Source organism: Streptomyces sp. NPDC001315 (assembly GCF_042896175.1).
GTDB lineage: Bacteria > Actinomycetota > Actinomycetes > Streptomycetales > Streptomycetaceae > Streptomyces.
The window spans coordinates 146,361-171,544 of the sequence record NZ_JBIAWZ010000015.1; the positions used below are offsets into that span (position 1 = coordinate 146,361).

General features: G+C 71.2%; 28 protein-coding genes and 1 riboswitch. Of the genes, 6 read left to right on the plus strand and 22 right to left on the minus strand.

Annotated elements, in window-relative coordinates:
- The 12 genes from ACFY16_RS31675 to ACFY16_RS31730 all read right to left on the minus strand — a co-directional run bounded on the left by ACFY16_RS31675 (position 1) and on the right by ACFY16_RS31730 (position 10,561).
- Positions 1-1,128, minus strand: coding sequence for an MsnO8 family LLM class oxidoreductase (locus tag ACFY16_RS31675; protein ID WP_390650632.1), 1,128 nt, complete (start codon positions 1,126-1,128; stop codon positions 1-3).
- Positions 1,121-2,212 (minus strand): LLM class flavin-dependent oxidoreductase, encoded by a 1,092-nt coding sequence (locus tag ACFY16_RS31680; RefSeq protein WP_390650633.1) that lies wholly within the window; start codon positions 2,210-2,212, stop codon positions 1,121-1,123. Before ACFY16_RS31680 ends, ACFY16_RS31675 begins: the two co-directional genes overlap by 8 nt.
- A complete protein-coding gene (locus ACFY16_RS31685; RefSeq protein ID WP_390650634.1) occupies positions 2,209-3,585 on the minus strand; it encodes an NtaA/DmoA family FMN-dependent monooxygenase in 1,377 nt (458 codons plus the stop codon). Before ACFY16_RS31685 ends, ACFY16_RS31680 begins: the two co-directional genes overlap by 4 nt.
- An 18-nt stretch (positions 3,586-3,603) precedes the next feature.
- Positions 3,604-4,806 (minus strand): LLM class flavin-dependent oxidoreductase, encoded by a 1,203-nt coding sequence (locus tag ACFY16_RS31690; protein ID WP_390650635.1) that lies wholly within the window; start codon positions 4,804-4,806, stop codon positions 3,604-3,606.
- Positions 4,807-4,878: 72 nt separating this feature from the next.
- Positions 4,879-5,010, minus strand: a complete 132-nt coding sequence (locus ACFY16_RS31695; protein ID WP_390650670.1) for a putative leader peptide — start codon at positions 5,008-5,010, stop codon at positions 4,879-4,881.
- Between the two features lie 11 nt (positions 5,011-5,021).
- Entirely contained in the window at positions 5,022-5,831 is an 810-nt protein-coding gene (locus ACFY16_RS31700; protein ID WP_390650636.1) for a GNAT family N-acetyltransferase, read from the minus strand.
- 67 nt (positions 5,832-5,898) lie between these two features.
- Positions 5,899-6,924, minus strand: a complete 1,026-nt coding sequence (locus ACFY16_RS31705) for a transporter substrate-binding domain-containing protein (protein WP_390650637.1) — start codon at positions 6,922-6,924, stop codon at positions 5,899-5,901.
- A gap of 164 nt (positions 6,925-7,088) precedes the next feature.
- The gene (locus ACFY16_RS31710) at positions 7,089-7,883 is read right to left on the minus strand and encodes an amino acid ABC transporter ATP-binding protein (protein WP_390650638.1); all 795 of its coding nucleotides are present in this window, start codon (positions 7,881-7,883) and stop codon (positions 7,089-7,091) included.
- On the minus strand, positions 7,880-8,860 hold the full coding sequence (locus ACFY16_RS31715; protein ID WP_390650639.1) for an amino acid ABC transporter permease: 981 nt from the start codon (positions 8,858-8,860) through the stop codon (positions 7,880-7,882). The genes ACFY16_RS31710 and ACFY16_RS31715 overlap by 4 nt, the downstream gene beginning before the upstream one ends.
- Positions 8,861-9,066: 206 nt before the next feature.
- Positions 9,067-9,216: a hypothetical protein gene (locus tag ACFY16_RS31720; RefSeq protein ID WP_390650640.1), complete on the minus strand. Its 150-nt coding sequence runs from the start codon at positions 9,214-9,216 to the stop codon at positions 9,067-9,069.
- Between the two features lie 31 nt (positions 9,217-9,247).
- Positions 9,248-9,357: riboswitch (SAM riboswitch) on the minus strand.
- 66 nt (positions 9,358-9,423) lie between these two features.
- Complete coding sequence (locus ACFY16_RS31725) at positions 9,424-10,320, minus strand: glutathione S-transferase C-terminal domain-containing protein (RefSeq protein WP_390650641.1); 897 nt, start codon at positions 10,318-10,320, stop codon at positions 9,424-9,426.
- 130 nt (positions 10,321-10,450) lie between these two features.
- Positions 10,451-10,561 carry a putative leader peptide gene (locus ACFY16_RS31730; RefSeq protein WP_390650642.1) on the minus strand — a complete coding sequence of 37 codons (111 nt, stop codon included), beginning with the start codon at positions 10,559-10,561 and terminating at the stop codon, positions 10,451-10,453.
- 435 nt (positions 10,562-10,996) lie between these two features.
- On the opposite strand from ACFY16_RS31730, the gene ACFY16_RS31735 reads away from it, so the two are divergent.
- From ACFY16_RS31735 to ACFY16_RS31755, 5 genes are all read left to right on the plus strand, one after another.
- Complete coding sequence (locus ACFY16_RS31735) at positions 10,997-12,130, plus strand: acyl-CoA dehydrogenase (protein ID WP_390650643.1); 1,134 nt, start codon at positions 10,997-10,999, stop codon at positions 12,128-12,130.
- Between the two features lie 97 nt (positions 12,131-12,227).
- Positions 12,228-13,343 (plus strand): SDR family oxidoreductase, encoded by a 1,116-nt coding sequence (locus ACFY16_RS31740; RefSeq protein WP_390650644.1) that lies wholly within the window; start codon positions 12,228-12,230, stop codon positions 13,341-13,343.
- Entirely contained in the window at positions 13,340-14,611 is a 1,272-nt protein-coding gene (locus tag ACFY16_RS31745; RefSeq protein WP_390650645.1) for an aspartate aminotransferase family protein, read from the plus strand. The genes ACFY16_RS31740 and ACFY16_RS31745 overlap by 4 nt, the downstream gene beginning before the upstream one ends.
- 62 nt (positions 14,612-14,673) lie before the next feature.
- Positions 14,674-15,141 (plus strand): type II toxin-antitoxin system RatA family toxin, encoded by a 468-nt coding sequence (locus ACFY16_RS31750; RefSeq protein ID WP_390650646.1) that lies wholly within the window; start codon positions 14,674-14,676, stop codon positions 15,139-15,141.
- Complete coding sequence (locus ACFY16_RS31755) at positions 15,134-15,688, plus strand: flavin reductase family protein (protein ID WP_390650647.1); 555 nt, start codon at positions 15,134-15,136, stop codon at positions 15,686-15,688. Before ACFY16_RS31750 ends, ACFY16_RS31755 begins: the two co-directional genes overlap by 8 nt.
- 363 nt (positions 15,689-16,051) lie before the next feature.
- Here the strand turns inward: ACFY16_RS31755 and ACFY16_RS31760 are convergent, their stop codons facing one another.
- The 8 genes from ACFY16_RS31760 to ACFY16_RS31795 form a co-directional block, all read right to left on the minus strand.
- Positions 16,052-17,098: a fatty acid desaturase family protein gene (locus tag ACFY16_RS31760; protein ID WP_390650648.1), complete on the minus strand. Its 1,047-nt coding sequence runs from the start codon at positions 17,096-17,098 to the stop codon at positions 16,052-16,054.
- The gene (locus ACFY16_RS31765; protein ID WP_390650649.1) at positions 17,095-18,072 is read right to left on the minus strand and encodes a VlmB-like protein; all 978 of its coding nucleotides are present in this window, start codon (positions 18,070-18,072) and stop codon (positions 17,095-17,097) included. The genes ACFY16_RS31760 and ACFY16_RS31765 overlap by 4 nt, the downstream gene beginning before the upstream one ends.
- Before the next feature lie 25 nt (positions 18,073-18,097).
- Positions 18,098-19,123: a phosphatidylglycerol lysyltransferase domain-containing protein gene (locus tag ACFY16_RS31770; protein WP_390650650.1), complete on the minus strand. Its 1,026-nt coding sequence runs from the start codon at positions 19,121-19,123 to the stop codon at positions 18,098-18,100.
- A complete protein-coding gene (locus ACFY16_RS31775; RefSeq protein ID WP_390650651.1) occupies positions 19,120-19,587 on the minus strand; it encodes a hypothetical protein in 468 nt (155 codons plus the stop codon). Before ACFY16_RS31775 ends, ACFY16_RS31770 begins: the two co-directional genes overlap by 4 nt.
- A gap of 5 nt (positions 19,588-19,592) precedes the next feature.
- A complete protein-coding gene (locus ACFY16_RS31780; RefSeq protein WP_390650652.1) occupies positions 19,593-20,468 on the minus strand; it encodes an SAM-dependent methyltransferase in 876 nt (291 codons plus the stop codon).
- Positions 20,469-20,533: 65 nt separating this feature from the next.
- Complete coding sequence (locus tag ACFY16_RS31785; RefSeq protein ID WP_390650653.1) at positions 20,534-22,084, minus strand: ABC1 kinase family protein; 1,551 nt, start codon at positions 22,082-22,084, stop codon at positions 20,534-20,536.
- A 138-nt stretch (positions 22,085-22,222) separates the two neighbouring features.
- Entirely contained in the window at positions 22,223-22,795 is a 573-nt protein-coding gene (locus tag ACFY16_RS31790) for a hypothetical protein (protein ID WP_390650654.1), read from the minus strand.
- 69 nt (positions 22,796-22,864) lie between these two features.
- A complete protein-coding gene (locus ACFY16_RS31795; RefSeq protein ID WP_390650655.1) occupies positions 22,865-23,326 on the minus strand; it encodes an RNA polymerase sigma factor in 462 nt (153 codons plus the stop codon).
- 271 nt (positions 23,327-23,597) lie between these two features.
- On the opposite strand from ACFY16_RS31795, the gene ACFY16_RS31800 reads away from it, so the two are divergent.
- Positions 23,598-24,251: an SsgA family sporulation/cell division regulator gene (locus ACFY16_RS31800; RefSeq protein WP_390650656.1), complete on the plus strand. Its 654-nt coding sequence runs from the start codon at positions 23,598-23,600 to the stop codon at positions 24,249-24,251.
- Positions 24,252-24,321: 70 nt separating this feature from the next.
- Here ACFY16_RS31800 and ACFY16_RS31805 read toward each other — a convergent pair whose 3' ends face one another.
- Entirely contained in the window at positions 24,322-24,558 is a 237-nt protein-coding gene (locus ACFY16_RS31805) for a response regulator transcription factor (protein ID WP_390650671.1), read from the minus strand.
- 1 nt (position 24,559) lies between these two features.
- Positions 24,560-25,009, minus strand: coding sequence for a cupin domain-containing protein (locus ACFY16_RS31810; protein ID WP_390650657.1), 450 nt, complete (start codon positions 25,007-25,009; stop codon positions 24,560-24,562).
- Positions 25,010-25,184: the final 175 nt, after the last annotated feature.

A 25,184-nucleotide genomic window follows, 5' to 3' on the forward strand; every position in this document is an offset into this window, starting at 1 on the left:
TCACCGCCTCTTCCACTCCTCCGCCAGCAGTTCGTACGACCGTACCCGCGCCGCATGGTCGTGGGTGATCGTCGTGATCAGCAACTCGTCGGCACCCGTGGCTTCTTGGAGTTGTTCCAGCTGGTCGGCGACCCGGGCGGGTGAGCCGACGAACTGGGTGTCCAGGCGGTCCTGGACCAGCGCACGGTCCTCGTCCGACCACTTGTGGGCGCGTGCCTCCTCGGGTGTCGGGAATTCGATGGCGCCCTCGGCGGTACGGATACTGCGGACCCACGGGCCGTAGCCGGTGGCGAGTTCGCGGGCCGTCTCGTCGTCCTCGGCGACGACGACGTCCGCGGAGACGCTGACGTACGGCTTGTCGAGGAAGTCGGAGGGCTGGAAGGAGGCGCGGTAGCCGTCCACCGCCTCCAGGACGGTGGCCGGGCTGACGTGGTAGTTCGCGGCGAAGCGCAGGCCGCGGGCGCCGGCTGTCTGCGCGCTCTGGCCGCCGCTGCTGCCCAGGATCCACACCTCGACGTCGGCGCCCTCACCGGGCACGACGTGCGCCTCGATTCCCTCCGGGGAGCGGTAGGTGCCGGCCAGCAGGGCAAGGATGTCGTCGATTTGCTCGGCGTAGTCCTGCGACTCGGCGTTCGGCAGCTGGAGCAGTCTGCGCTGCAGGGCGATCCGGGGCGAGCCGAGGAGGCGCTCGAAGGAGAAGCGGGGCGGGATGAGCAGACCGTTGGGCGCCCTGCCGTCGACGACCGGAGTCGCCGTCGGCGGCGGGGCTGCGGGCTGTCCCGGTGGGCGGCCTCCCGAGCGGCCCAGGCCCAGGTCGAAGCGGCCGGGGTGCAGCGCGTCGATCAGGCCGAACTCCTCCACCGTGGACAGCGCGGTCCGGTGGCCGAGTTGTACGGCGCCGGAGCCGAGGCGGATGGTGGAGGTGGCGGAGGCGGTGAGGGCCAGCACCACCGCCGGGGATGTGCCCGCGACGCCCGGGTTGAGGTGGTGCTCGGCGAACCAGTGACGGGCGTATCCGAAGCGCTCGGCCTGCTGGGCCAGGTCGATGGAGTTGCGCAGGGCGTCGGCGGCCGTCGAGCCGGAGGAGATCGGGACCAGGTCGAGGACGCCGAGGGGGATGTCAGACATGGGCCGGCTCCTCGGTGGTCGGTGACGTCGGGAGGACCGGGGCCCAGTCGAAGGGCGGGTCCGGGATGTCCTTGCGAAGGACCGGGGCGACCGCCGACTGGAAGAGTTCCAGGGAGTCCCGGTGCTGGGTGTCTGTGAGGCCGCTCGCGTCCGCGTGGAGGTGGACCACGGTGTGTCCGAACTGCTCGTGGTAGCGGTGCACCTTGTCGATGATCTGCTGCGGACTGCCGATCAGGGCCGAACTGCGCTCGACGAAGTCCTCCAGGGACTCGAAGACCACGGGCAGTCCGGCCTGCTGCTGGAACGCCAGGGTGGCCTCGAAGATCGGCCGGTACCCCTCCAACGCCTCCTGGGAGGTGCGGGCCACGTACAGGCCGGCCGTGCCGGCGCCGACCGCGATGTCGGCCGGATCGTGGCCGTAGAACTCCCAGCGCTCGCGGTAGTACCTGATCAACTCGGCATAGGGCTCGATGGGGTTGGTGACGTTCGCCGAGAACAACGGGTCGCCGTAGCGGGCGGCCAGATCCACCGACTCCTTGCTGGTGGCGCTGCCGTGCCAGACCCGCACCGGCTGCTGCAGCGGCCTCGGCCACACCTCCGCGTCCTTGAGCGGAGGGCGGAAGCGGGTCTCGGCGGTCACCCTGTCCTGCCGCCAGATCTGCCGGAACACCTCGTAGCTCTCGGCGTTGCGCTCCCACTGGTCCTCGGGTGTGACGTGGAACAGCTCGCGCTGGGCTGCACCGTTGCCCTTGCCGATGATCAGCTCCAGGCGTCCGCCGGAGAGATGGTCGAGGGTGGCGTAGTCCTCGTACGCGCGCACCGGGTCCAGGAGACTGAGCGTGGTCACGGCGGTGAACAGCCGGATGCGCCTGGTGAGTGCCGCGATGTGGCTGAGGACGACGGTCGGCGAGGAGGAGATGAACGGCCGCTCGTGCCGCTCTCCCACGCCGAACCCGTCGAAGCCCAGCTGCTCGGCCAGCAGGGCGTTGTCGACGACCTCGCGGAAGCGGTCCCGCGTCGGCTTCTGTACGCCGGTGACCGGGTCCGGCCGGTGCACGATCAGGGTGATGGCGAGGAACTTCACGACGCCACCCGCTCGCTCCGGACGTCGTCGTCGGGGTGGGCGAGGCCCAGGTGGTCGCGCAGGGTGGTGCCCTCGTAGTCGGTGCGGAACACGCCCTGCTCCTGGAGGAGCGGGACGACCTCGTCGGCGAAGGCGTCGAGGCCGCTCGGGGTGATGTGCGGGACGAGGATGAAGCCGTCGCTGGCGTCGGCCTGCACGAAGTCGTTGATGGCCTTAGCGACGGTGGCCGGGGAGCCGATGAAGTTCTGCCGGTTGCCACTCTCGATGACCAGGTCGCGGATCGACCAGTTGTTGGCGGCGGCGAGTTCGCGCCACTCGCGGGCGGTGGCCAGCGGGTCGCGGTACATGCGCACCTGGGCGCGGCCCTTGGCGATGGTGTGCTCACCGAGGTCCGGGTCGATGTCGGGGAGGGGTCCGTCCGGGTCGTACGAGGACAGGTCCCGGTTCCAGACGAACTCGAGGTGCTTGATGGCCGTGGCTCCGCTGACCTGCCGACGGCGGACCTCGCGGGCGGTCTCCTCCGCCTCGGCGTCGGTGTCGCCGAGGACGAAGGTCGCGGCGGGCAGGATCAGCAGCTGGTCGGGGCGGCGGCCGTACTTGGCGAGGCGGGCCTTGACGTCCGTGTAGAAGGCCTGGCCCGCGTCGAGGGTGGCGTACCGGCTGAAGATCGCGTCGGCGGTCGAGGCGGCGAACTCCCGGCCCTCCTCGGAGTCCCCGGCCTGGAAGATCACCGGGCGGCCCTGCGGGGAGCGCGGGACGTTGAACCGGCCGTGGATGTCGAAGTGCTGCCCGTGGTGGGCGAAGGCACCGGCCTTGGCGTCGCGCAGGAAGGCGCCGGTGGCCTGGTCGGCGAGGATCTCGTCGCCGTGCCAGGAGTCGAAGAGTTCGCCCGTGGTGGCCAGGAACTCCTTGGCGCGGGAGTAGCGCTCCTCCTGCGGCAGGAAGCCGCCGCGGCGGAAGTTCTCGCCGGTGAAGGCGTCCCAGGAGGTGACGACGTTCCAGGCGGAGCGGCCGCCGGAGAGGTGGTCGAGGCTGGCGAACTGGCGGGCCACCTCATAGGGCTCGTTGAAGGTGGAGTTGATGGTGCCGGTCAGGCCGAGGCGGTCGGTGACCGCGGCCAGGGCGGCGAGGACGGTGAACGTGTCCGGGCGGCCCACGACGTCCAAGTCGTATATTTTCCCGCCTTGTTCGCGCAGGCGAAGGCCCTCGGCGAGGAACAGGAAGTCGAACTTGGCGCGTTCGGCGGTCTGTGCGAAGTGTGCGAAGGAGCTGAACTCGATGTGGCTGCCGGCCTTCGGGTCGCTCCACACGGTGGTGTTGTTGACACCGGGGAAGTGCGCGGCCAGGTGGATCTGCTTCAGGGGCTTGGTCATCGTCGGTCTCCCTCCCGCTCAGACGGCGGCGTAGCGGTTGGCGGGGCGGGTCAGGCCGAGCAGCCCGCGCAGGGTGTCGGCCTCGTAGGCGCGGCGGAAGGCGTCGCGACGCTGGAGCTCGGGGACCAGGCCGCGGGTGATCACCGGGAGGTCGTGCCCGGCGACGGCGGGCCGCAGCCGGAAACCGGTCAGCCCGGCCTCCTGCAACTCCTGGAGCAGGTCGGCGAGTTGGGCCGGGGTGCCGGCGAAGACACGGGCGTCGCTGGTGTACTCCTGGTCGGCGAGGGCGTCGAGGCGTTCGCGGCGGGCCGCGGCCTCGGCGGGGTCGTCGTCGAGGAAGACCACCAGGTCACCGAAGACGTGCACCGGCTCGGCGGCACGGCCGGCCGTCTCCTGTTCGGCGCGGATCTCGGCGACGATCGCGCGAGCCTGATCGGCGTCGTGCGGGGTGACGTAGCCGACGTCGGTGGCGCGGGCCACCAGGCGGTAGGGGACCGTGTCGTGGGCCAGGGCGGTGACCAGGGGCTGCCCCTGCGGCGGGCGCGGGGTGATGGAGGGGCCCTTGACGCTGAAGTGGCGGCCCTCGAAGTCGATGTAGTGCAGCTTGTCGCGGTCGATGAAGCGGCCGGTGGCGACGTCCCGGATCTCCGCGTCGTCCTCCCAGCTGTCCCACAGCCGCCGGACGACCTCCACGTAGTCGGCGGCCTCGTCGAAGAGGTCGGTCACCAGGTCCTGGGTGGCCGGGGCGTCGTAGGCCTCGATGCGGGGGATCGTACGGCGGCCGAAGTGGGCGGCCTCCGTCGGGCGGGCGGTGATCTGGACGCGCAGGCCCGCTCGACCGGTGCTCACATAGTCGAGCGTGGCGATCGCCTTCGAGAGGTGGAACGGCTCCGTGTGCGTGACCACCGCGGTCGGGACCAGGCCTATGTGGCGGGTGAGGGGGGCGATGCGGGAGGCGACGAGGACGGCGTCGAGGCGGCCGCGGACCTGGTCGGTGCGGTCGTCCGGGTCCAGGAAGTGCGAGGACTGCGGGCCCAGGCCGTCCTCGATGGTGACGAAGTCGAGCAGGCCACGCTCGGCCTCGGCGACCAGGTCGGCCCAGTATCCGGCGGTGAACAGCTCGCGGGGGCGGGCGACCGGCTCGCGCCAGGAGGCGGGGTGCCAGCCGGTGCCGTCCAGAGCGACGGCAAGATGCAGAGGAGCAGAGGGAGTTGAGGACACAGGGGTGCCTTCCTGGAAGTCCGTACGAGAGAGCCGGCCACACACGACATGGGGGCACGGCGAGGGAACGGGTCAGGAGCGACAGAGGGCGCCGGCCACGCGCTGAAGGTCTATGTGGGGCCGGGAGTGAAGGTGCACGGCGTGGCGTATGCGGGTCACGTCCGTCACCTCCCTCTGCCGGGCGCGCGGCGGCGCCTGGTACATCTCGTCGTGAGTCACAACGCCCCGACCTCCCCGGATGTTCCCGGTGTGCGCACCGACACGATGGTCGAGCGGCGGCGGAGGGTGAAGCCGAGGGACTCGTAGAGGCGGATCGCCGGGGTGTTGTCGGCGGCCGCGTGCAGGAACGGGGTGTCGCCGCGATCGCGGATGCCGGCGGCGACCGCGCGGATCAGACGGGTGCCGAGACCCCGGCCACGGTGCTCCTGGTCGGTGCAGACCGCGCTGATCTCGGTCCAGCCGGACAGCCGGAGTCGTTCACCGGCCATGGCGATCAGCCGCCCCTCGTGCCGGATGCCGAGGTAGGTGCCGAGGGCGACGGTCCGCTTCAGGAAGGGGCCGGGGCGGGTGCGGGCGATGAGGTCCAGGATCTCCGGCACGTCGTCGGGACCGAGCGGTACCGCCTCCGGGGCGGGTTCGGTCCGCAGCGCCTCGGTGGCGACGAGTTGGACGCCCACTCCCCCGCCGACGATCTCCCAGCCGTCGGGCACCCGGTCGACCGGCTTGACCCGTACGGCGGTTCCGGGACCGACGAGGCTGCGCAGGTCGTCCCAGGCGGCCGGGTCCTCGGGGTCGGCGAGGGCGGCGAAGGCGTAGACGTCGGTCGGGTAGCGGGCGGCGAGGCCGACACGTTCGGCGAAGTGGGCGTGCGGGCCGCTGAGCGCGGCCCAGACGGCGTTGTCGAGGGGGTGCGGGTGGGACGCGATCGGGGCTCCGCCTCCACGGAGGTCTCCGTGGAGACTTCTCCGCGGGTCTCCGTGCGGATCTCTGTGCGGATCTCTGTGGAGGTCGGTCTGCTGGGCCACGGAGGCGGAGTCCTTCCTTGACTGAACTAACGCGGCTTGCATGGGGCGCAGGACACCTGACAGGAGGTCAGGAGTCGGTGAGGGGCAGCCCGGCCGGGTTGACCTCGGACTTGGTGACGGCCTCGTTGGAGAGGTTCCAGGCGGCGAGCCACTTGGTGTACTGGCCGTTCTCGATCAGGTAGTTGACGGCGTCGGCGAGGGGCTTGGCGAGGCCGCTGTCCTTCTTGGCGGTCGCCGCGATCAGGCCCTGCAGGGTCGCGCCGGCGCCGGAGTACGTGCCCGCGTTGACCGTCGGCGTGTTTGTGGCGGCGGTCTGGGTGACGTGGTAGGCGACGCTCGGGTTGGGGGCGAAGTAGGCGTCGATCTTGCCGCTGTTGAGCGCCAGGTAGGTGCTGTTGTTGTCCTGGAAGTACTTGATGGTGAGCTTCTTGCCCTCGCTCTCCAGCTTCTTCTTCCACGCGATCAGGATGCGTTCCTGGTTGGTGCCCGCGCCGACCGAGACGGTCTTTCCGGCGAGGGTCGCGTAGTCGCCGTCGAACTTCCAGTTGCTGGACTTCAGCGCCTCGAAGCCGAGGTTGTCCTGCCGGTAGGAGGCGAACTCGTACTTCTTCTTGCGCTCCTCGGTGTCGGTGACGTTGGTGAAGGCAACGTCGACCTTCCCGCTGTCGATGCCGACGAAGAGGTTCTCCCAGGTGAACCTCTTGATCTCCGGCTTCAGGCCGAGCACCGCGGCGACCAGGCGGGCGAGGTCGGGCTCGGAGCCGGTGAGGGTCTTCTGGTCGCTGCCCACGTACCCCAGCGGCGCGGAGCCGGACGGCAGGGTGCCGCTGCCGATCACCAGCTTGCCGCTCTTCCTGACGGCGTCGGGCAGTTCGGCGCTGATGGACTTGACCTCGGACACCTTGAGGGTGGTCTCCTTGGCGGCGCCGTTGGAGACCTGGCCGATGGTCACGCTTCCGGAGGCGGCGCTGTCGGTGGTGGTGGCGGCGTCGCTGTCACCACCGCAGGCGGCGAGCCCGGTGGCGAGAGTGGCGACCGCGGTCGCCGCGGTGATGCCGCGAAGCAGGCTGCGTCGGGGGAAGTGGTTGGGCATGACCGTCCTTTGTGCTGATGCGAGAGGGTGGTGGTGGTGAAGGTGATGTGCATGGGGGGAAGTCGTGGTGCACGACGTCCGGACGGGATCTCCGAGTGGGATCTCCGAGTGGGACCCACGTGGTACGTCCGGCAGGGATGTCCCGGTGGGATGTCCCGGTGGGATCAGAGCACCTTGCTGAGGAAGTCCCGCGTCCGCTCGTGCCGGGGCTTGTCGAGGACCTCGCTGGGCGGGCCCTGTTCGACGATCTTTCCGCCGTCGATGAAGACGACCCGGTCGGCGATCTCCCGGGCGAAACCGACCTCGTGGGTGACGATGACGAGGGTGGTGCCGCTGGTCGCCAAGTCCTTGATGACGGCGAGCACTTCGCCGACAAGCTCGGGATCGAGAGCCGAGGTCGGCTCGTCGAAGAGGATGACGCCGGGGCGCAGCGCGAGGGCACGGGCGATGGCCACGCGCTGCTGCTGACCGCCGGACAGCTGCCGCGGATAGGCGCCGGCCTTGTCGGCCAGGCCGACCCGGCCGAGCAGCTCACGGGCCAGTTCCAGGGCCTCGGGCTTGCTGAGCTTCCCGGTCGCCACCGGTGCGGCGGCGACATTGTCCAGAACGGTCAGGTGCGGGAAGAGGTTGAAGTTCTGGAAGACGAAGCCGATACGGCTGCGCTGGGTGAGGATCGCCCGCTCGCTCAGCTCGCGCAGCCGTTCGCCGTGCCGGCGGACGCCGATCAGCTCGCCGTTGACGCTGACGTAGCCGATCTCCGGCTTCTCCAGATGGTTGATGACCCGCAGCAGGGTGGACTTGCCGGAGCCGGACGGGCCGAGGATGACGGTGACCTCGCCGGGTCGCACGGTCAGGTCGACGCCGTCCAGCACGCGGTGGGTGCCGTACCACTTGTGCACGTCGTGCACCTCGACGGCGGCGGGCGCGGCCTCGGCGGTGGTGAGCGTTTCGGTGGTCATACGGCGGTCTCCCTGCGCGCACGCTCACGAAGGTCCCGCAGGCCGGTGCGCAGCTTCTGCAGCGGGGTCGGCGGCAGGGAGCGCGTGGCGCCCCGGGCGTAGTACCGCTCGACGTAGAACTGGACGATGGACACGAGGCTCGTGAGGATCAGGTACCAGACGGTGACGACCAGGAGCAGCGGCACGATGTCACCGGGGTAGGTGGAGCCCATGCTCTGCGCGGAGCCGAACAGGTCGAGCAGCGACACGTAGAAGACCAGTGAGGTGCTCTTGATCAGGCCGATCAGCTGATTGACGTAGTTCGGGGTGATGGAGCGCAACGCCTGCGGGAAGACGATCTTCCGGAACTGGTAGCCCTTCGGCAGTCCGAGCGCGGAGGCGGCCTCGTGCTGGCCCTGGTCGACGGAGAGGATGCCACCGCGGACGACCTCGGCGGCGTAGGCCGCTTCGTTGAGGCTGAGGCCGACGACCGCGACCACCATGTCGGTGGCGAGCCGGGACTCGTCGAAGGAGAAGAAGGCGGGGCCGAAGGGGACGCCCACGCTCAACGTCTTGTACAGGGCACTGAAGTTGTAGAGGAACAACAGCACCACGATGAGCGGGATGGAGCGCAGCGCCCAGACGTACGTCCAGCTGGCGGCGCGCAGGACCGGGCTCTTCGAGAGCCGGGCGAGGGCCAGCAGGATGCCGCCGAGGAGACCCAGCACCGCGCTGTAGGCGGCCACTTCGAGGGTGATCAGCAGTCCGTCGAGGATGGTCGGCCGCAGGAACCAGTAGCCGAAGCGGTCCCACTGGTAGAAGGGGTTGGTCACCAGGCCGTGGACGAACTGGGCGACCAGGATCAGCGCGACGGCGGTGGCGATCCAGCGTCCGGGTTTGCGGAGCGGCTGAACTCGCTGCGCGGTAAGTTGTTTTGACGGTGAGTCAGCGACGGGTATTTCGGCGACGAGGGTCACGGCGCCTGGGGGTTCACTCATGAGGGGCTCCGGCGGGAGTCGGACACCCCGGTTCACGGTGGTCGTGGGTGGCCGCGGCGCTTCGGCAGGGCGGTGGGGACCGCGCTGAGGCGCGCACACGGCGCACGGATACGTACGGAGAACCGGGGCGAGGCGGACAACGGCACACCGCTCGGGCGGTGTTCGTCAGGATCGCGAAGGCCGGCAGTGGGGGCGGTGCGAGGGTTTCAGCCCCGACAGCGGGCACGGCCCGGTGCGGTACAGAGGGCGCTGTTCACGCGCAGCAGATCGACGGCGCGGTCGGCGACGAGCAGGCTCACGTACGACAGTACGCAGCCCTGGGGGCGGCGAGCGGCCGTCCTGGGAGCTGCGTACATGTCAGTCACCGTCACTCTTCCGGCCTGTGGGGCCTCGCGCTTACCGAAACGTCATCCGGTCCGGTCGTCACCTGGGGCACCCCACCGCGGTGCGAGGGTTGCCGGTCAGCCAGCCAGGGCTTGTTGCTGACACTCATGACCGTTCTGGGCCGTAAGTAAGTCAGTTGCCCGGACGTATGTCAACGCCGGTCCACTTACTGGAACGGTTCAGGGCTTGTTGACCTGCGACCTGGCCCCGGTGCGGTCCGCCGCGTGGGCGGCCCAGTCCAGGATCTGGACGGCCGCTCCGGCGGCCTCCAGGCCGCGGCAGTGGGCGTGGTGGCGGCGGGCGATGCCGTCGAGGTCGAGGTGGGCACCGAAGGCCGGGTGGGCGGCCAGGCGCCGCGCGTAGGCCCACAGGGCCGGGTATCCGACGATGCGGTGCACGGCGGCGGCGTCCAGATGGTCGCGGTGCACGGTGTCGAGCTTGACCAGGGCTACCCACAACTCCACGTCCGCCGCGGTGAGTTGGTTGCCGAGGAGACAGTCACGGCCGGCGAGCCGGCGGTTCAGCGAATCGAGCGTGTCGAGCAGGGAGTCGAGCGCGGCGGCGCGTTCCGCCTCCCCGGCACCGGCCCGCCCGGCGCGCTGTGCGGCCTCGTCGATCCCGGCCGCGCACAGCCGCTCGACGGCCTCGGTCTCCGCCTCGGTGCCGCACGGGTACAGCGAGGGACGGTCACCGCCGAAGCGGCTGGCGAGGTCGCGCATGATGTCGGGGGCGTGGGTGCTGACGATCCGCCCCGACCAGTCGTCGCTGAGCACCGGCGCGAGGGCCGGGCCGGTGTAGTGGTGGGCACTCGCCTCGTACAGCGGGCGCAGCGCGGCATGCCCCCCGTCCGGACAGTCGGGGACCGCCGGCAGGTAGGTCACCGGACAGGCCGCGTCCAGGCCGAGCAGGCTGTGGGTGACGGCGATGCGCAGGCCGTCGGAACAGGCGGTGGACAGATGGAGGCGGTAGCGGCGCGGCACGGCGTAGTGGCCGCTGCGCGCGTCCCGGCCGATGCGGCCTCGGAAGGTGGGGGCGGACTGGGCGGACGGCACGGCGGCGAACGGTGTGACGGACATGGTTCTCCCCGGGGACGGGCGCGCGGACGTACGCGCGGCGGAAGCGGCGTCGGGCAAGGGGCGAGGTACTCACCGGCGTGACTGACGCCGGCCTTTCCGGTGGGCGTCGTCGGCGCAGGGTGAGACCGGCTCAGCGCCGGTGGCTGATCGCGCTGCAGACGCGCTGCAGATCGATGTGACGGCGGGAGGTCAGAAGAGGCGAACGGTCCACTCGTGCGGTGACCGGCCCAAGGCGCCTCATGTTTCCCTACCTATTCACTAGGATTCCCCTCTGGAGTGTCGATCCGCCTCGAGCCGTCGTCAAGAGGTCGTCCACCAGGCGAGTACGCGGGGCCCCCGCCTGCCCCGGAACGGCGTCCGGGAAACCCGCGACCTGGACCCTGTCGAGCCGTTTCGCCCCGGGAGGGGAGCGTCAACGCCGCGCGCCGCACCGCATGACGCCACCGTCGAACCGGTGACCGCCGGGCGGGCCCTTCGCGCTGCCGGGCGGGCTCTTCGTGCTGCCGGGCCGCCGGCCGGAGCCGCAGGTCACCGCCCCGCTCCACCGCCTCGTCCTGCTCTCGCCCCACCCTCACTTCGCCCCGAGGGGTCCTCGCACCTCGCGCGTAAACAGAAACGACGCTGCTGACAGCGCCTGCTGCTGACAGCGCCCGAGGACCAAGGAGCAGGGGACGACATGAGATTCCTCGACCGTGAGCGCGCGGCCCTCACCAAGCTGCTGCCGGGGCTCGACGACAGTCTGCGAGCCGAACCACTGATGACCCTGGAGGGAGCGCGCGGCCCCGGGATCGGACTGTTCCGGGAGAGCGGCGGCCCGGGGCTGCTCGCCCCGACGTCCCTCCAGGGCAAGGGCGCCTCGGCGCTCGACGCGGTACGGGTGCAGCGGGCGCTGGGCAGCCGCTCGCCCTCCCTCGCCGTGGCGACGACCATGCACCACTTCTCGATGGCCACACTGGTCGGCCTGTGCGACACCGGTGAGGGACTGGAGTGGATGCTCGTCCAGGCCGTCGCCGCCGAGAACCGGCTGATGGCGTCCGGGTTCGCCGAGGGACGCAGTGGCACCGGCATCCTGTCGCCGTCGATGTCGGCCACCCCGACCGCCGACGGGCTGCGCATCAGCGGCGTGAAACGGCCGTGCAGCCTGGCGCGCTCCATGGACCTGCTCACCGCCAGCGTGCTGGTGCCGTGCGCGGACGGCGAGGGCACGGAGCTGGCCGTCGCGCTGATCCCGGCCGAGAGTGAGGGCGTGAGCGTCAGCGGCTTCTGGTCGAGCAGCTTCCTCGCCGGCGCCGAGAGCGACCAGGTGACCCTGGACAACGTCCTGGTGCCGCCCGAGCTGATGGTGCGTACGGCCTGCCCGGCCGGTGCCCGGCTGGACGAGGTGCAGACGATCGGTCTGGTCTGGTTCGAGCTGCTGATGACCGGCAGCTACCTCGGCGCCGCGAGCGCCCTGGTGGAGCGGGTGCTGCTGAACGACCGTGTGCCCGACGCCGAGCGGATCGGGCTCCTCGTGGCCGCCGAGGGCGCGATGGCGGCGGTCGAGGGCCTCGCCCGGCGCGTGGACGACGGCACCCCCGACGAGTCGACGCTCGCCGACTCGCTCTACGTCCGCTACAGCGTGCAGGACGCCCTCGCCCGGATCGTCCCGCGCGCGGTCGAACTCCTCGGCGGCCTCAACTTCATGACGTCGGACGAGGTCGGCTACCTCGCCGCCTGCACCAACGGCCTCGCCCTGCACCCGCCGTCGCGGTCCCGCATGACGCAGCCGCTGTCGGCGTACCTCGGCGACGCCCCGCTGACGGTCGCCTGAGACCACGTCACCCGTGCGGCGGGCGCCCGCACCCGCACCCCACGCGTCCCGCGCCCGACCGGCGCCGTCCACCCACCCGACCGAGGGGATCAACCGCATGCCACAGTCCCATCCGCCGCACCCCACCACCGGCCATCGCCCCACACTCCTGCTCACCGGCGGCTCCGGTGTGCTGGGCAGAGCCCTGATCGAGGAGCTGTCGCCCGCCTTCCGGATCGTCTGCCTGCGCCACCGCACCCCGGTGGACGACCCCAGGGTCCGCGAGATCCGCGCCGACCTGCTCGAACCCGACCTCGGGCTGTCGCGCACGGACCTCGGGCGGCTGGCCGCCGCCGTGGACGTCGTCGTGCACTCGGCCGCCGCCACCAACTGGAAGTCGGCACCGGAGTCGATCTGGCGGGCCAATCTCGACGGCACCGCCGCGATGCTCGGCCTCGCCGCCCGCGCCGACGCGCCGTTCTTCCACATCAGCACCGCCTTCGTGGCCAATCCCCTGGCCCCCGAGGAACAGGAGCGCTTCCCCGGTGCCGCCGCCTATCTGGCGTCGAAGACCGCCGCCGAGCAGGCGGTACGCGAGGCTCCCGTACCGGGGGTGATCCTGCGCCCGTCGGTGGTGATGGGCGACTCCGTCACGGGCCGCATCGCCGGGGCCCAGGGGCTGACCCGGGCGCTGGGCGCCATCGTCAAGGGCCAGGTCCCGGTACTGCCGGGGACAGCCGAGTCACGGATCGACATGGTGCCGCAGGACGTCGTGGCCCGGGCCGTGGGCGAGCTCGTACGGGGCGGGGTCGCCGGGGGCGAGTACTGGCTGACGGCGGGCGCCGAGGCGCTGCTCCAGCGCGAAGTGATCGACAGCTGCCTGGAGTTCGCGAGCCGGTTCGGGCCCAGGCCGCACCCGCCCCGGCTGATTCCGCTGGAGTCGGTGCACCGGCTGCTGCTGCCGCTGATCGAGGGCCCCGCCTTCCCCGAGGCGCTGCGCCGCCGCTTCCACACCTACGCGGAACTGCTGCTGGTCTTCCAGCGGGCCCTGCCCTTCGAGTCCTCCCTGGGCACACCGCACTGCGGCACCCCGCTGGCGAAGGGCGACCTCGAACGGGCCCTGCTGCGCAACCTGACCGCGTGGTCCGAGGGCCCCGGCGGCCTGCGCCCTCACCGACGGGCATCGGATCCACTGCCCCAACCGAACGCTCTGACCGGGGAGTTGGCATCGTGACGTCGGCTCGGGGCGGGGCGGTCGCGGCGGAGACGGACCGCGCGAACATCGCCCGCCTCTACCGCGAGCATCTGTCGGCCGGCCGCGCCGTGCTGGGCACCGTGCTCGGCGGCATGCTGGAAACGGCGTCCGAGGGATCCTGGGTGCACGCCGAGGACGGCCGCCGCTATCTGGACTTCGGCGGCTACGGTGTCTTCATCCTCGGCCACCGCCATCCCGCCGTCACCGAGGCTGTGCATCGGCAGGTGGACACCCACCCCCTCGCGACCCGGGTCTTCCTGGAACCGGTGGCGGCCCGAGCCGCGGAGGCGCTGGCCGCGCGGACCCCGCCCGGCCTGGACCGCGTCCATTTCGTCAACTCCGGGACCGAGGCGACCGAGGCGGGCCTGAAGCTGGCTCGGGTCCACGGGCACACCGCGCTGGTCAGCATGGTCCGCGGCTACCACGGCAAGACCCTCGGCGCACTGAGCGCCACCGCCAACCCGACGTACCAGCAGCCCTTCCGGCCCCTGCTGCCGGACACCGAGGTGGTGCCGTACGGCGACACCGAGGCGCTGGCGGCCACCCTCACCCGACTCGGCCGCCGGGCCTGCGTGATCGTCGAGCCGGTGCAGGGCGAGGGCGGCGTGCGCATCCCCCCGCCCGGATACCTCGCGGAGGTGGGCCGGCTGTGCCGGACGCACGGCGCCTTCCTGATCGTCGACGAGATCCAGACGGGTCTCGGGCGGCTGGGGACCTGGTGGGGCATGGACACCGAGCGTGTCTCCCCGGACGTCCTGCTCGTCGGCAAGGGCCTGAGCGGCGGTGTGGTCCCGGTGGCCGCCATGGTCGCCACCGAGGACGCCTACCGCCCTTTCTCCCGCGACCCCTACCTGCACACCTCCACCTTCGCCGCCTCCCCGATCGCCTGCGCCGCCGCGCTGGCCGCCGTACGGACCCTGGACCGGGAGGATGTCGTCGGCCGCGCCCGGACGCTCGGCCTTCGGCTGCTGCACGGCGTACGGGCCGCCTGCATTCCGTACACCGGCGGCCTGGTCCACGACGTACGCGGGCGGGGGCTGCTGATCGGCCTGGAGTTCACCGCCGAGCAGGCCGTGGGCGAACTGGTCCTCGAACTGGCCGGCCGCGGCATCCTGGTGAACCACTCCCTCAACGCGAGCCGCGTCCTGCGCCTCACCCCGCCGGCCGTCGTCGGCGAGGAGGAGCTGCGGCTGTTCCTGACCGTCCTGGCCGAGGCGCTCCACGCGGTCGCGGCACGCCTCGACTGAGTACGGGAACAGACCGAGCCGAGACACCCGAGCCGTCCCATCGACCACGGAAAGGCACTCCTATGCGTCATGTGACCGTACGGTTCACCGCCCACGACGTCGCCCCCGAGGCAGCCTACGAGCGGATCAGCGACTTCCGCCGATATCCGGACGTCACCGATACCGTCCGCGAGGTCGTGGTGTATCCGCCCGGCGACGACGGCACGGTGGTGTCGGAGTGGGCCGTCCGCTTCCGCAACGGCCTGATGCGCTGGTCGGAGCGCGACTCCTTCTCACCGGAGACCCTGACGCTCGGCTTCACCCAACTGCGCGGCGACTTCGAGGTGTTCGAGGGAACCTGGCGGTGCGCCGCCTCCGCGGAGCGCGGTACGGCCGTCACCTTCGACGCGGTGTTCGACCTGGGCATCCCCACGCTGGCCGAACTCCTGGACCCGGTGGCCGAGTCGACGCTGCGCACCAACATCGAGCGCATCCTGCGCGGACTGCTCGGCCGCGTCACGGCCTCCCCCACGGCCGCTGTCCATGGCTGACCTCACGCTGGCGCCGCAGCGGCCCGGCGAGCCGTCAGCCGAGGGCTGGGACGCGCTGCGCGACGAGCCCGGCCCCGACACGGTCCGCTGCCTCGGCCTGTACGCCAAGCTCACGGCCGGCGTCAGTGTGGTGAGCGCCCTCGACGCCGGCGGCCGCCCGACCGGGATGACGGTCTCCGCGCTGACGTCTCTGTCGGCCCGGCCGCCTCTGCTGCTGGCCTGTCTGCGCACAGGCGCACGCACCCTGACCGCGTTACGACACCAAGGAGCTTTCGCCATAAGTGTCTTGACGGAAGACCAGCGGCCTGGCGCCAGCCGCTTCGCCGACCCCTCCGTCCCGCCCGCCGCACGGTTCGACGGCGTCCCGGTACAGCACGTGCTCGGGCTGCCGGTCCTCGCCGACGCGCTCGCCTGGGCGGTCTGCGTGGTCCAGGACGTCCGCCCGTACGGCGATCATCACGCGGTCGTGGGCCGCGTACGGGCGCTGGCCGTGAACGGTGGCCGGCCCCTGCTCTGGCACGACCGCGCCTTCCACGCCCTCACCTGACCGACCCCCTGTCCCCCGGACGCCCGGCCACGAGCTCGACCGGCCGGGCGTCCGGCACGTCCGCCCCCACCCCCGGGAGGCCACCTGTCCCTGCCTCGGATCCCCGGAGTGAACGCCGCCGACGCGCGGACCGAGCTGACGCGGACGCCGAGCGGCGGACGGTCCGGTCCGGCGACCGGGCCCACCGTACAAGGCACGCACGACAACGGTGGGGTGAGGCCCTCGCGGACCTCACCCCACCGCCGTGTCACCTGGTCGGTACGCCGTGCGGCGGCCCTTCTCGCCCGGCCGGAAGCAGACCTGGCCGAACACGTCGAAGCCCGCCGCCCCGCCGGGTTCGATTCGTACGGTGGGCAGGCCGGGTCACGCGGTCACGGTGCCCGACCGCAGCACCTCGCTCGCGGAGCCGAGGTGCTGTGCGAGGTCCCGGTAGGACTCCAGGACCCCCGTCTCGGTGTACGGAATCCCGCGCTCGGCGCAGAAGTCCTTGACGAGCGGGTACGCGTGGCGCAGCGCGGAGCGCGGCATGCCGGGAAACAAGTGGTGCTCGATCTGGTAGTTGAGGCCACCGAAGAAGAAGTCGCCGACCAGGCCGGTCGGCAGGGTGCGCGCGGTGAGCACCTGACGCTCCAGCCAGCTCCACTCCCGGCCCGTACGGGTCGGCAGTCCCTTGTGGTTGATGGCGAAGCCGAGCCCCAGCAGATAGCCGAGGAGGCCCTGGTGCACGGCCAGGAACAGCAGCACGCCCGGCCACGGCAGCAGCAGGAACAGCGCGCCGAAGAACAGCACGGCGTGCAGGGCCATCAGGCCGCCCTCCAGCAGGGGGCGGCGGAGGGCGCGCCGGCGCAGGGCGATGACCCCGGCGATGCGCAGGACCACGCCTTCCAGGCCGAGCAGCGGGAAGAACAGGTAGCGCTGGTTGCCGGCCAGGAATCGGGCGAAGCCCCTGCGCTGCCGCGCCTGTTCGGGGGCGAAGATCGCCACGCGGCGCAGGATGTCCGGGTCGAGCTCCAGATGGTTGGGGTGGTTGTGGTGCCGGTTGTGGTGCTGCACCCACCAGCCGAAGCAGACGCCGAGCATGAGGTTGCCGTGGATCAGGCCGAGCGCGCGGATGGTCCTCTGGGAGCGGCTGATCTGCCGGTGCCCGGCGTCGTGCAGGAGGAACGCGAGCTGCTGGTGCCAGACCGCGAGCCAGAGCGCCGCCAGGACCGTCTGCCACCAGGCGCCGTCCGAGAGGACGAGCGCCGCCCAGCCGACGGCGTTCATCAGCCAGACGACCGCGATGGCGGTGACGTACTGGCCCTTGCGGGACCGCATGAGGCCGGCGTCCTGGATCCGCCTGGTCAGCTCGCGGAAGTCCTCCTCCGCCGCTCCCGGCTCCTGCGGCACGGAGTCGACCGCCCCGCTCATGCCAGCCCCATCTCGGCGAGCCGGGCCTGCTGGGTGGTGCGCGCCCATGCGGCGGCGGTGAGCATCCGCTCCTCGGCGGTGGTGTCGGCCAGTCGGCGGCCCGGCCACACCTCGTAGTCCCCGGCGAGGTCGCGGTGCTGCTCCAGACCCTGCTGGTAGAGCTGCTCGCGCCGGAAGGTGAGCTCCTGCACCGGCAGCCGCGACCACAACTCCGTGCCGGACGCCACCAGTTCCCTGATCCGGTCCAGCTCCTCGGGATGCCGGCGCAGATGCCGCCGTACGATGGTGGTACCTACGGACAGATGACGGATCTCGTCGATTCCGGCCGCCCGTTCGATCTGGGCGGCAGCCGGGTCGAAGGGCAACCACTTGCGTTCGCTGAGCTCCGCGGTGGGCGCGAGCACCCCTTCGACCAGGACGGTCAGGGTGACGACGCCGCCGATGTAGTCCCGCCCGTCGCGCAGGACGTCCAGTCCGAACTCCTCCAGCGGGGTGAGGATCGCGTCCCGGTCGGGGCCGGCGAGTTCCTCCATGACGGCTTCCAACCGGTCGCCGGGTGTGCCCAGTTCGAGGAGGTGACCGCGGAAGGCGTAGGCGTGGCGGGCCTCGTCCATCAGCTGGGTGGTGAAGAAGTCCATCCCGGCGAGGTCGGGGGCGCAGGCGACGAGGTGGGAGATGGCGCGGGCGGCCTTCTCCTCCGCCATCGAGCGGAAGGCGAGCTCCTGCATGACGGCCTGCCGCAACGGACCGTGGCGGAGCATGTGATCGGGTACGGTCACGTCCGGTGAGCGGCCCATCGCGTCGCCGCCGAGGGTGCCGTCGGGCACAGCGCGGAACCAGTAGCCGAGGTCGCAGCCCTCCGGGGTCAGTTCGGTGTTCAGCGCGCCGTCCAGCAGGCCGGGCGCCCGGTGCCGGTCGGCCTCCACGGGGACGCCTGCGAGGGTGTTCTGGCCGCGTGCGAGGGATGTGGTCATGTCTGCCTCTCTCCGTGAAGGGTGATCAGACGGCCTTCGTCAGCCGCATCAGTCGCCATACGGCGCCGGGACTCACTCCGCGCTGGAAGGCGAGGTACTCCGGTTCGATCAGCTGGGGGCGCCACTTGAGCTTGAAGGACTCCTGGGTCGCCGCCGGGTACACCGCCTGTCCCTTGGCCGCCACCAGTTCCAGGCAGCGGCGCAGGACTCGGCTGGTCGGGCTGAAGGCGTCGGTGTCCGGGCGGAGTTGGACGAAGGGCGTGAAGCCGAGGTGCAGCCAGCCGGCCCCCTCGTCCTGGAAGCGGCGCAGGACGGTGGCGAAGACCAGCTCCACCGTGCCGGGCGGGGCGTCGGGCCGACGTCGCGTCAGGTCGTAGAGCCAGCCCGACCGTTCTCCGAAGACGGGTGAGTACGACACGTAGCCGACGGTCCGTCCGGCGTGGACCGCGGTGAACAGCCGCCGGTGCGGTGCGCCGGGGCCGCCGCGCTCCCCGATGAGGAAGTCCAGTTCCTTCACATGGCGGCCCTTGTCCCGCAGCCAGGCCCGGTCCACGGCGTCCAGGTCCGCGGCGACGGCGGGGTCGTCCCGCTCGGCGGCGGGGACCTCGGTGACCGTGACGCCTTCCCTGCGGGCTCGGTTGACCATGTTGCGCACCTTGACCATGCGTTGCCCGCCGAGGCCGTATCCGTCCAGGTGGATGCTGAACGAGGCGCCGAACTGGTTGACGACGAAGCCGTGCCCGGCGTGCAGTTCGGCCGCGGCGCGCGGCAGCTGGACGCCGGTGACCCGGCGGCCCTCGCGCCCGGCCCGGTCGAGCAGCGCGGTCAGCAGCCGCTCCCGGTCGCCGGCCGCACAGACCGGTCCGCCCAGCTGGAACAGGTGCCGTCGGCCACCCTCGCGGTAGGGGACGAAGCCGTCGACGCCGTCTGTTCGGAAGCGCAGATTTCCCGCGTTCAGGGCGAGGAAGGCGCTGCTGTGGCCGGCGTGGCGGCGCAGCAGGTCGTACGTCTCGCCGTCGGTCAGGGCCCGCCGGGCCTCCCGGGTGCTCATCGCACCGCCGCCTGGTGCCAGGGAACGGTCGCGAAGTCCCGTAGCGCGGACTGGACGGAGGGGTGGGGGCGGGGCTCGAAGGAGACGGTGAAGGACTTGGTGAAGTTGCCGAACAGGGCGCGGTCGCCGCAGAGATGGATGGGCAGCACCAGCAGCGCCCACTCCCAGCCGTACAGCAGGACCCAGGCGCCGAGGACCACGCCCTGTACGCTCAGGCTGTGCATGGTGTTGTACAGCACGTAGTAGACGCGGGAGATGCGCTGGTCAGGGCTGCGGTGGTAGGCGACCGCGCCCGGGAGGTAGCCGATGAGGTCGACGTAGAGGAAGAGGGCGGCGGCGGCCCACCAGCGGACCTGGTCCAGGTGCGCGAGGAAGAACCCGGCGGACACCAGCAGCCCGAGGAGGTACTCCAGGCGCAGCAGCCGGTAGGTGGTGGGCGTCTGGCAGAGGTTGTGCCCGTCCACGACGCTCACCGCCCGCCGGACGTGCGCTTCGCGGTCACCAGGATCATGCTCTGCTTCTCCAGGCCGGGGTGCGCGGCCAGGTGGGGCGCGAACCGGTCGACTGCGTACGGCAGCGCCAGCAGGTCGGCGACCTCGGCCTGCCAGCCGCGCTCGCCCCACCACTGCTCCGGGTCCGCGAGCTGCCAGACCCAGGGCGTGCCCGAGCCGGACAGGGCCTCCAGCCACGGCCTGACGAAAGGCGACTCGGCGGTGTGGCCGTTGAGGCACTCGGCGCCGAGGGTGCTGCCCGGGGCGGAGAGCGCTCCGGCCGTGCTGACCAGGCGGTCCACGGCCTCGGGAGCGAGGTAGAACAGGAGCCCCTCGCACAGCCAGGCGGTGGGGCGCTCCGGGTCGAAACCGGCGGCGAGCAGCGAGCCCCGCCAGTCGCCCAGCAGGTCGGCCGCCACGGGGACGCGGCGGGCGGCGGTGGGGCGGTGCCCGGCGACGACGCGCTCCTTGAAGACGTGCAGGGCCGGCAGGTCGACCTCGAACACCGTGGTCTCGGCGGGCCAGTCGAGGCGGTACGCCCGGGTGTCGAGCCCGGCTCCCAGCAGGACGACCTGGCGGCAGCCGGAGGCGGCGGAGAGCAGGTGCTCGTCGAAGAAGCGGGTGCGGACGGCCAGCCAGTCGGGCAGCACCGTCTGCAGCAGTCCGCTTCCCGGCGGGGCGCCTGCCGTCCCTGCGGCGGTCGGGAACTCCGCCGCCAGCGGGTCGTGGATGAGCGCGTCCGGCCGGGCGGACTCCTGGGCGCGCATGCGGGCGGTCCACAGGGCGGTGACCGACACGCCTTCCAACGGGGCCGCGGCGGAGGGGGTTTCGGGGTGCGGCGGGAACATGGGCATGGTTGGTCCTTCGTAGGTGGATGCTTGAGTGAGGTGGCGCGTGGAGCCGTGGGCGCGGCCGCCCCTCAGCGGGGCGGGCGGCGGCGGTCGAACAGCAGGGCCGCGGCACCGAGGGCCATCAGGCCGGCCGAGGGGGTCCAGGAGCGGTGGCCTCCCATGGACGCGGGGGTGTACGGCTCCTGCACCTGGAGGGCGAAGCGGCGGTTGGCGACATCGGCGAGCAGACCGCGCCACTGCTCGGGGGCCGTGGTCGCGGCCGTCAGGAAGTCCATGGTGTTGCGGGCCACCTGGTCGACGGAGAAGTACTCGCGCAGCAGCGCCAGGATGATTCCGCGGGCCTCCGCCTTGAAGACCTCCGCGAGGGCGATGTCCGGCGCCAGGCAGCGCACCGAACCCTCGAGGTTCGCGAAGGACTTGCCGAGCAGGGAGATGGCGGGCGCGGACCCGATGCCCCGCCGGGTCGCCTTCTCCAGGACGGTCGTCAGGGACACCCCGAAGTTGATGTCCTCCAGGGAGGCCGTGGCGACCTTCGGGACGAGGGCGGCCATGTCGGAGGCGAAGGCGGGCAGGTTCGACCAGGCGGTGACCCGGCCCATGTCGGCCCAGGCCCAGGCCAGTCCGTGACCGTCGTTCTGGGCGATGGACATGAGCAGCGGCAGCAGGCGCAGACTGGTACGCCGGTCGAGCCTGCCGACCATGCCCCAATCGATGAGGGTTGCCGGGCCGCCGGGCAGCGCGAAGACGTTGCCCGCGTGCGGGTCGGCGTGGAACATCCGGTCGACGAAGTAGCCCCGGTACATGAAGCGCAGCAGGTCCTTGCCGATGTCCATGCGTTCGCGCTCGCTGAACATGCTGCGGTCGAGGTGGCGTACGGAGGTGCCGGGGGCCAGCGACTGCACCAGCACCTTGGGGGTGGCGTGCACGACACGGGGCACGTCGAGCGTCGGATAGCGCCGGATGTGTTCGCGGGCCTCGTCCATGTTGCGGGCCTCGCCCGTGAAGTCCAGTTCGGGCTCCATGGCGTCGAAGATGGAGTCGAGCATCGCCTCCACGTCGATGACCTCGTTGAAGCGGGGCGCGGTACGGGCCACGATCCGGGACGCCTTGCGCATCAGGGCCATGTCGGCGCGGACCGTTTCGCGGATGCCGGGGCGCTGCACCTTGATGACCGCGGGTCGTCCGCCGGGGAGTTGCACCCGGTAGACCTGGGCCAGGGAGGCGGCGCCCAATGGCCTTGTGGTGTCGATGTCGTCGAACCGCAGCTTCCAGTCAGGGCCCAGCTCCTGGCTCAGCACGGGTTCGAATACGGAGAACGGCTGGACGTCGACCTGGTCGTGGAGGTTCTGCAGTTCGGCGATCACGGCCGGGGGCACCATGTCGGGCCGGGTGGAGAGGATCTGACCGAGCTTCACGTAGAACGGTCCGAGGCTCTCCAGGGCCTGCCGTACGGCTCTGGCGCGGCGGGCTGTGTCCGCGGCGGGGGGTCCGGCCGAGGGCGAGGCCCTCTCCCGCGCGGACTGCCGGCGGGTCTTCGCGATCTGTCCCACCTCGTCGGCGACGAGGCTTCCCAGCACCTTCACCACCAGCCGGAGCCGGTTGCCGAGCACGGCAGCCATGGGCCACAACCTCCTGTGTCATGGGGAGTTCTGACGAGTCCGGTCCCCGCGGTCGAGGCCGCGGCGGGGTCGCCGGGCGGGAGGCAGTGGTGCCCCCGGCCCGGCGACGCGACATGCATGTGCGGCCACCGACGGCCGTCAGTTGGCCTTCCTGGCAGCGGGCGCCCGGCCGCCGGTGACGGCACCGGTGACCTGCTGGACGTTCTCCAGCACGCTCACCAGGGAGCCGACGAGTTCGGTGAGCTGCGCGATCTGCCGGGGCAGCGCGGCGAGGCCCTCGGCCATGTCCGCCGCCCCGGACACGGCCGAGACCGCACCGCCGGTGACCTGCCCCAGCGCCGCAAGGGGGTTGGCGCCGGTCAGAGCGGCCACCGGGTTCACCGCGCCGGAGCCGAGCGCGGCAAGCGGGTTGGCGGCGAGGGGGTTGGCGGCGAGGGGGTTCGGGACGCCGCCGGCCGCGGCGCCGGCGGCCTGCGCCAGCGCGGCCACCGGGTTGGCCACTCCCCCCAGGGCCGACAGGGCGCTCACCGTCCTGAGGACGTCCCCCGGCAGCCCGGTGAGGGCCTGATACGGATTTCCTGGATTGAGCCAGTCCAGGGAGTCCTTGTCGTTGTTCTTCCTGTCGAGGATTTCGTCAAAGGCCTTCTTCGTGCTGTCGGCGATGTCACCGATGAGGTCCTTGATGGTGTCCTGAGCATTGTTCTTTCCCATGCCTTTTCCCTTTTCTCCTGGACTCCGCACAATTCGCGCAATTCACAGAACTCACAGAAACCACAGAACTCACAGGGCCTGTGCGCAGACGAGTCGCAGCCGGGCCCGCCCCCGGGTGAACGCACCCTCGGCCGCCTTGACGGAGATCCGGTGCATGCGCGCGAATTCCAGCGTCGAGATGCCCTGGGCGCGGGCGAGCACCACCTGCCGCTCACGGCCGCGCAGCAGGTCGACCTGGCCGAGCAGCCAGCGCCCGAAGTCCTGGTCGCACACGCCCTCGTCCGGCAGTTCGGGCACCCCCACATACGCCGCGCGGCGCAGCAACCGGCGGCGTCGCTCCTGCTCGCGGTAGTGGTCGACGCACAGCCGCAGGGCGACCGAGGTCAAGAAGGGCCCGATCCGCTCGCGGTCCAGATTGCCGTGGGCGGCCGCCCGCAGCATGGCCTCTTGTACGCAGTCCTCCGCGTCCTGGGCATTCGGCAGCCGTCGACGGACCAGCCGCATCAGCCGTTCACGCTGACCGGCGATCACATCCCAGAATAATTCCCTTTGGCACTCACTTGAATGGTCCACGAATTCCCTCCCGCCCGTCGCGGAAAAAACTGTCCTGCCGCAGCGACGGACAAACGAGGGAAGAGGACGTCCACTCATCCGCATGAAGTGTGCCCGGAAAGCCTCGCAGTAACTTCCCGCACATGGTAGGAAATTACGTAAAAGCGGTCAACGGACCTGTTTCTCATGGAAAAAACGTCCCACCGCAGGGGAAAGCATCACGGAGCACATACGAAAAGGGCGCTCAGCTGTGGAAGGCGACGGTCAGCGTCTCCGCGAGGGTGTGCAGGGGCACACCGTCTCGTGGGTCGTCGGGCTGATCTCCTTCGTGACTCGACATGCGGTGGTTCGTCGACGGCCCACAGCCAGTCGTTCGACCGATGCCTGTCAGGCGCCGCCACCACACCATGTGGGGGTGTCCGCCGGCCGGGAAGGGAGCAATGACGTGGCCGACAAGCAGCCGCACATCAGCGGGGAAGGGTCCGCCAGGGAAGGGGTTCCAGAACTCCTCACGGACATCCGCCGGTTGTTCACCGTCGGGGAACGCGAAACGATCAGCTGCCGCTTCCGTTACAGCCTCGACGATCCGTTCGCGGTGGGGATCGATCTCATCCTGGAACCCGGGATCCACATCACCTGGGTGGTGTCGCGAGACCTCTTGTTCGCCGGCACGAAGGCACCGAGCGGTGAGGGGGACTTCAAGGTGTGGCCTTCGCGCCGTCACCACAGTCCGCGTCCCTACATGTACTTCAGTCTCGACCGACCGGACGGTCAAGCCACGTTCGAGGCGCGCCTGCCGGAGATACGGCGGTGGCTCGAGAGTACCTACGAGCTGGTTCCCCCTGGCAGCGAGAACGATCTGCTCGACTGGGAGGCCCTCGCCGCCGGTCTCCTGGGCCGCTGACTGATGCCTGCCCGCCCCGGGCCGGGCAGGCATTCGGGCCCGACCGCCCCGGCAACGACCGGGCGTCCTGTCACCCGCCCGGGCCGGCGCGGCCTTCGTCCTCCAGTTCCGCGATGACACGCGCGAGCTCCACGCGGGAGTTGACACCGAGCTCGGCGAAGGCGTGCCGCAGGTGGGAACTCACCGTGTGCGGCGCGAGGAAGAGCCCTTCGGCGACGGCGCGGTTGGTCGCACCCTGCGCGATCAGCCGGACCCCACGGAGCGGACGGGCTCCCGTTCGGCCCCGGTGTGTGCGAGCAGGCGGCAGGTCAGTGGGTGGGCCGCGGGGCGCGCAGGTGGGCCCGCTGCGCCAGCTCCTCCTCGTCCACCAGCTCGAGCATGGGCTTGCCCGGCGCGCACATCATCGTCACCACGAACCGGGTCCGCGCGTCCGTCAGCGCGTTGCCGTCCTGGTAGTGGATCGCATCACCGCCCGGCTCCCAGAAAGTCCCACCGGCCTCCACCACGCGCTCGGGCTCGCCCTCGAGCTCGAAACGGACCGCGCCCTCGATGACGTACCCGAAGGCCGGCCCCGAGTGCCGGTGCGGTGGAGTGCCCGGGTCGCCGGGCTCCCACTCGACGTGGATGGTCATCGCCGAGGCACCCTCGGGGACGGTGATGGGTGAAGCGTCCTGCAGCATCTTCGCCGCCGTCATCCAGCCCGCCGACTCCCCGTGCTCACCGGTCCCGTGCACGTGCGCTGAGTCCTTGTCCGACATTGTGTTGCACCTTCCGTAGGTCCACGGTCCACCACGTCATGGAGCGCTCGGCACACCGTGTGCCCGAGGCGCGATCGAATCTCCCGGCTTCCATGACCGTTTCGTAGTGATGACCAAGTGGGGTGTGGATCTGTGACACGCATGACCGGCACCGCGCACTGGTCGTCCCCGGGAA

Bases quoted from the DNA above. Each gene is read 5' to 3' on its own strand.
- ACFY16_RS31735 (WP_390650643.1), top strand. From the start codon at position 10,997: ATGAGATTCCTCGACCGTGAGCGCGCGGCCCTCACCAAGCTGCTGCCG.
- ACFY16_RS31740 (WP_390650644.1), top strand. From the start codon at position 12,228: ATGCCACAGTCCCATCCGCCGCACCCCACCACCGGCCATCGCCCCACA.
- ACFY16_RS31810 (WP_390650657.1), bottom strand. From the start codon at position 25,009: ATGTCGGACAAGGACTCAGCGCACGTGCACGGGACCGGTGAGCACGGG.
- ACFY16_RS31720 (WP_390650640.1), bottom strand. From the start codon at position 9,216: ATGTACGCAGCTCCCAGGACGGCCGCTCGCCGCCCCCAGGGCTGCGTA.
- ACFY16_RS31710 (WP_390650638.1), bottom strand. From the start codon at position 7,883: ATGACCACCGAAACGCTCACCACCGCCGAGGCCGCGCCCGCCGCCGTC.
- ACFY16_RS31765 (WP_390650649.1), bottom strand. From the start codon at position 18,072: ATGACCACATCCCTCGCACGCGGCCAGAACACCCTCGCAGGCGTCCCC.
- ACFY16_RS31675 (WP_390650632.1), bottom strand. From the start codon at position 1,128: ATGTCTGACATCCCCCTCGGCGTCCTCGACCTGGTCCCGATCTCCTCC.
- ACFY16_RS31755 (WP_390650647.1), top strand. From the start codon at position 15,134: ATGGCTGACCTCACGCTGGCGCCGCAGCGGCCCGGCGAGCCGTCAGCC.
- ACFY16_RS31725 (WP_390650641.1), bottom strand. From the start codon at position 10,320: ATGTCCGTCACACCGTTCGCCGCCGTGCCGTCCGCCCAGTCCGCCCCC.
- ACFY16_RS31730 (WP_390650642.1), bottom strand. From the start codon at position 10,561: ATGAGGCGCCTTGGGCCGGTCACCGCACGAGTGGACCGTTCGCCTCTT.
- ACFY16_RS31790 (WP_390650654.1), bottom strand. From the start codon at position 22,795: ATGGGAAAGAACAATGCTCAGGACACCATCAAGGACCTCATCGGTGAC.
- ACFY16_RS31770 (WP_390650650.1), bottom strand. From the start codon at position 19,123: ATGAGCACCCGGGAGGCCCGGCGGGCCCTGACCGACGGCGAGACGTAC.
- ACFY16_RS31685 (WP_390650634.1), bottom strand. From the start codon at position 3,585: ATGACCAAGCCCCTGAAGCAGATCCACCTGGCCGCGCACTTCCCCGGT.
- ACFY16_RS31705 (WP_390650637.1), bottom strand. From the start codon at position 6,924: ATGCCCAACCACTTCCCCCGACGCAGCCTGCTTCGCGGCATCACCGCG.
- ACFY16_RS31780 (WP_390650652.1), bottom strand. From the start codon at position 20,468: ATGCCCATGTTCCCGCCGCACCCCGAAACCCCCTCCGCCGCGGCCCCG.
- ACFY16_RS31715 (WP_390650639.1), bottom strand. From the start codon at position 8,860: ATGAGTGAACCCCCAGGCGCCGTGACCCTCGTCGCCGAAATACCCGTC.
- ACFY16_RS31785 (WP_390650653.1), bottom strand. From the start codon at position 22,084: ATGGCTGCCGTGCTCGGCAACCGGCTCCGGCTGGTGGTGAAGGTGCTG.
- ACFY16_RS31750 (WP_390650646.1), top strand. From the start codon at position 14,674: ATGCGTCATGTGACCGTACGGTTCACCGCCCACGACGTCGCCCCCGAG.
- ACFY16_RS31695 (WP_390650670.1), bottom strand. From the start codon at position 5,010: ATGTACCAGGCGCCGCCGCGCGCCCGGCAGAGGGAGGTGACGGACGTG.
- ACFY16_RS31760 (WP_390650648.1), bottom strand. From the start codon at position 17,098: ATGAGCGGGGCGGTCGACTCCGTGCCGCAGGAGCCGGGAGCGGCGGAG.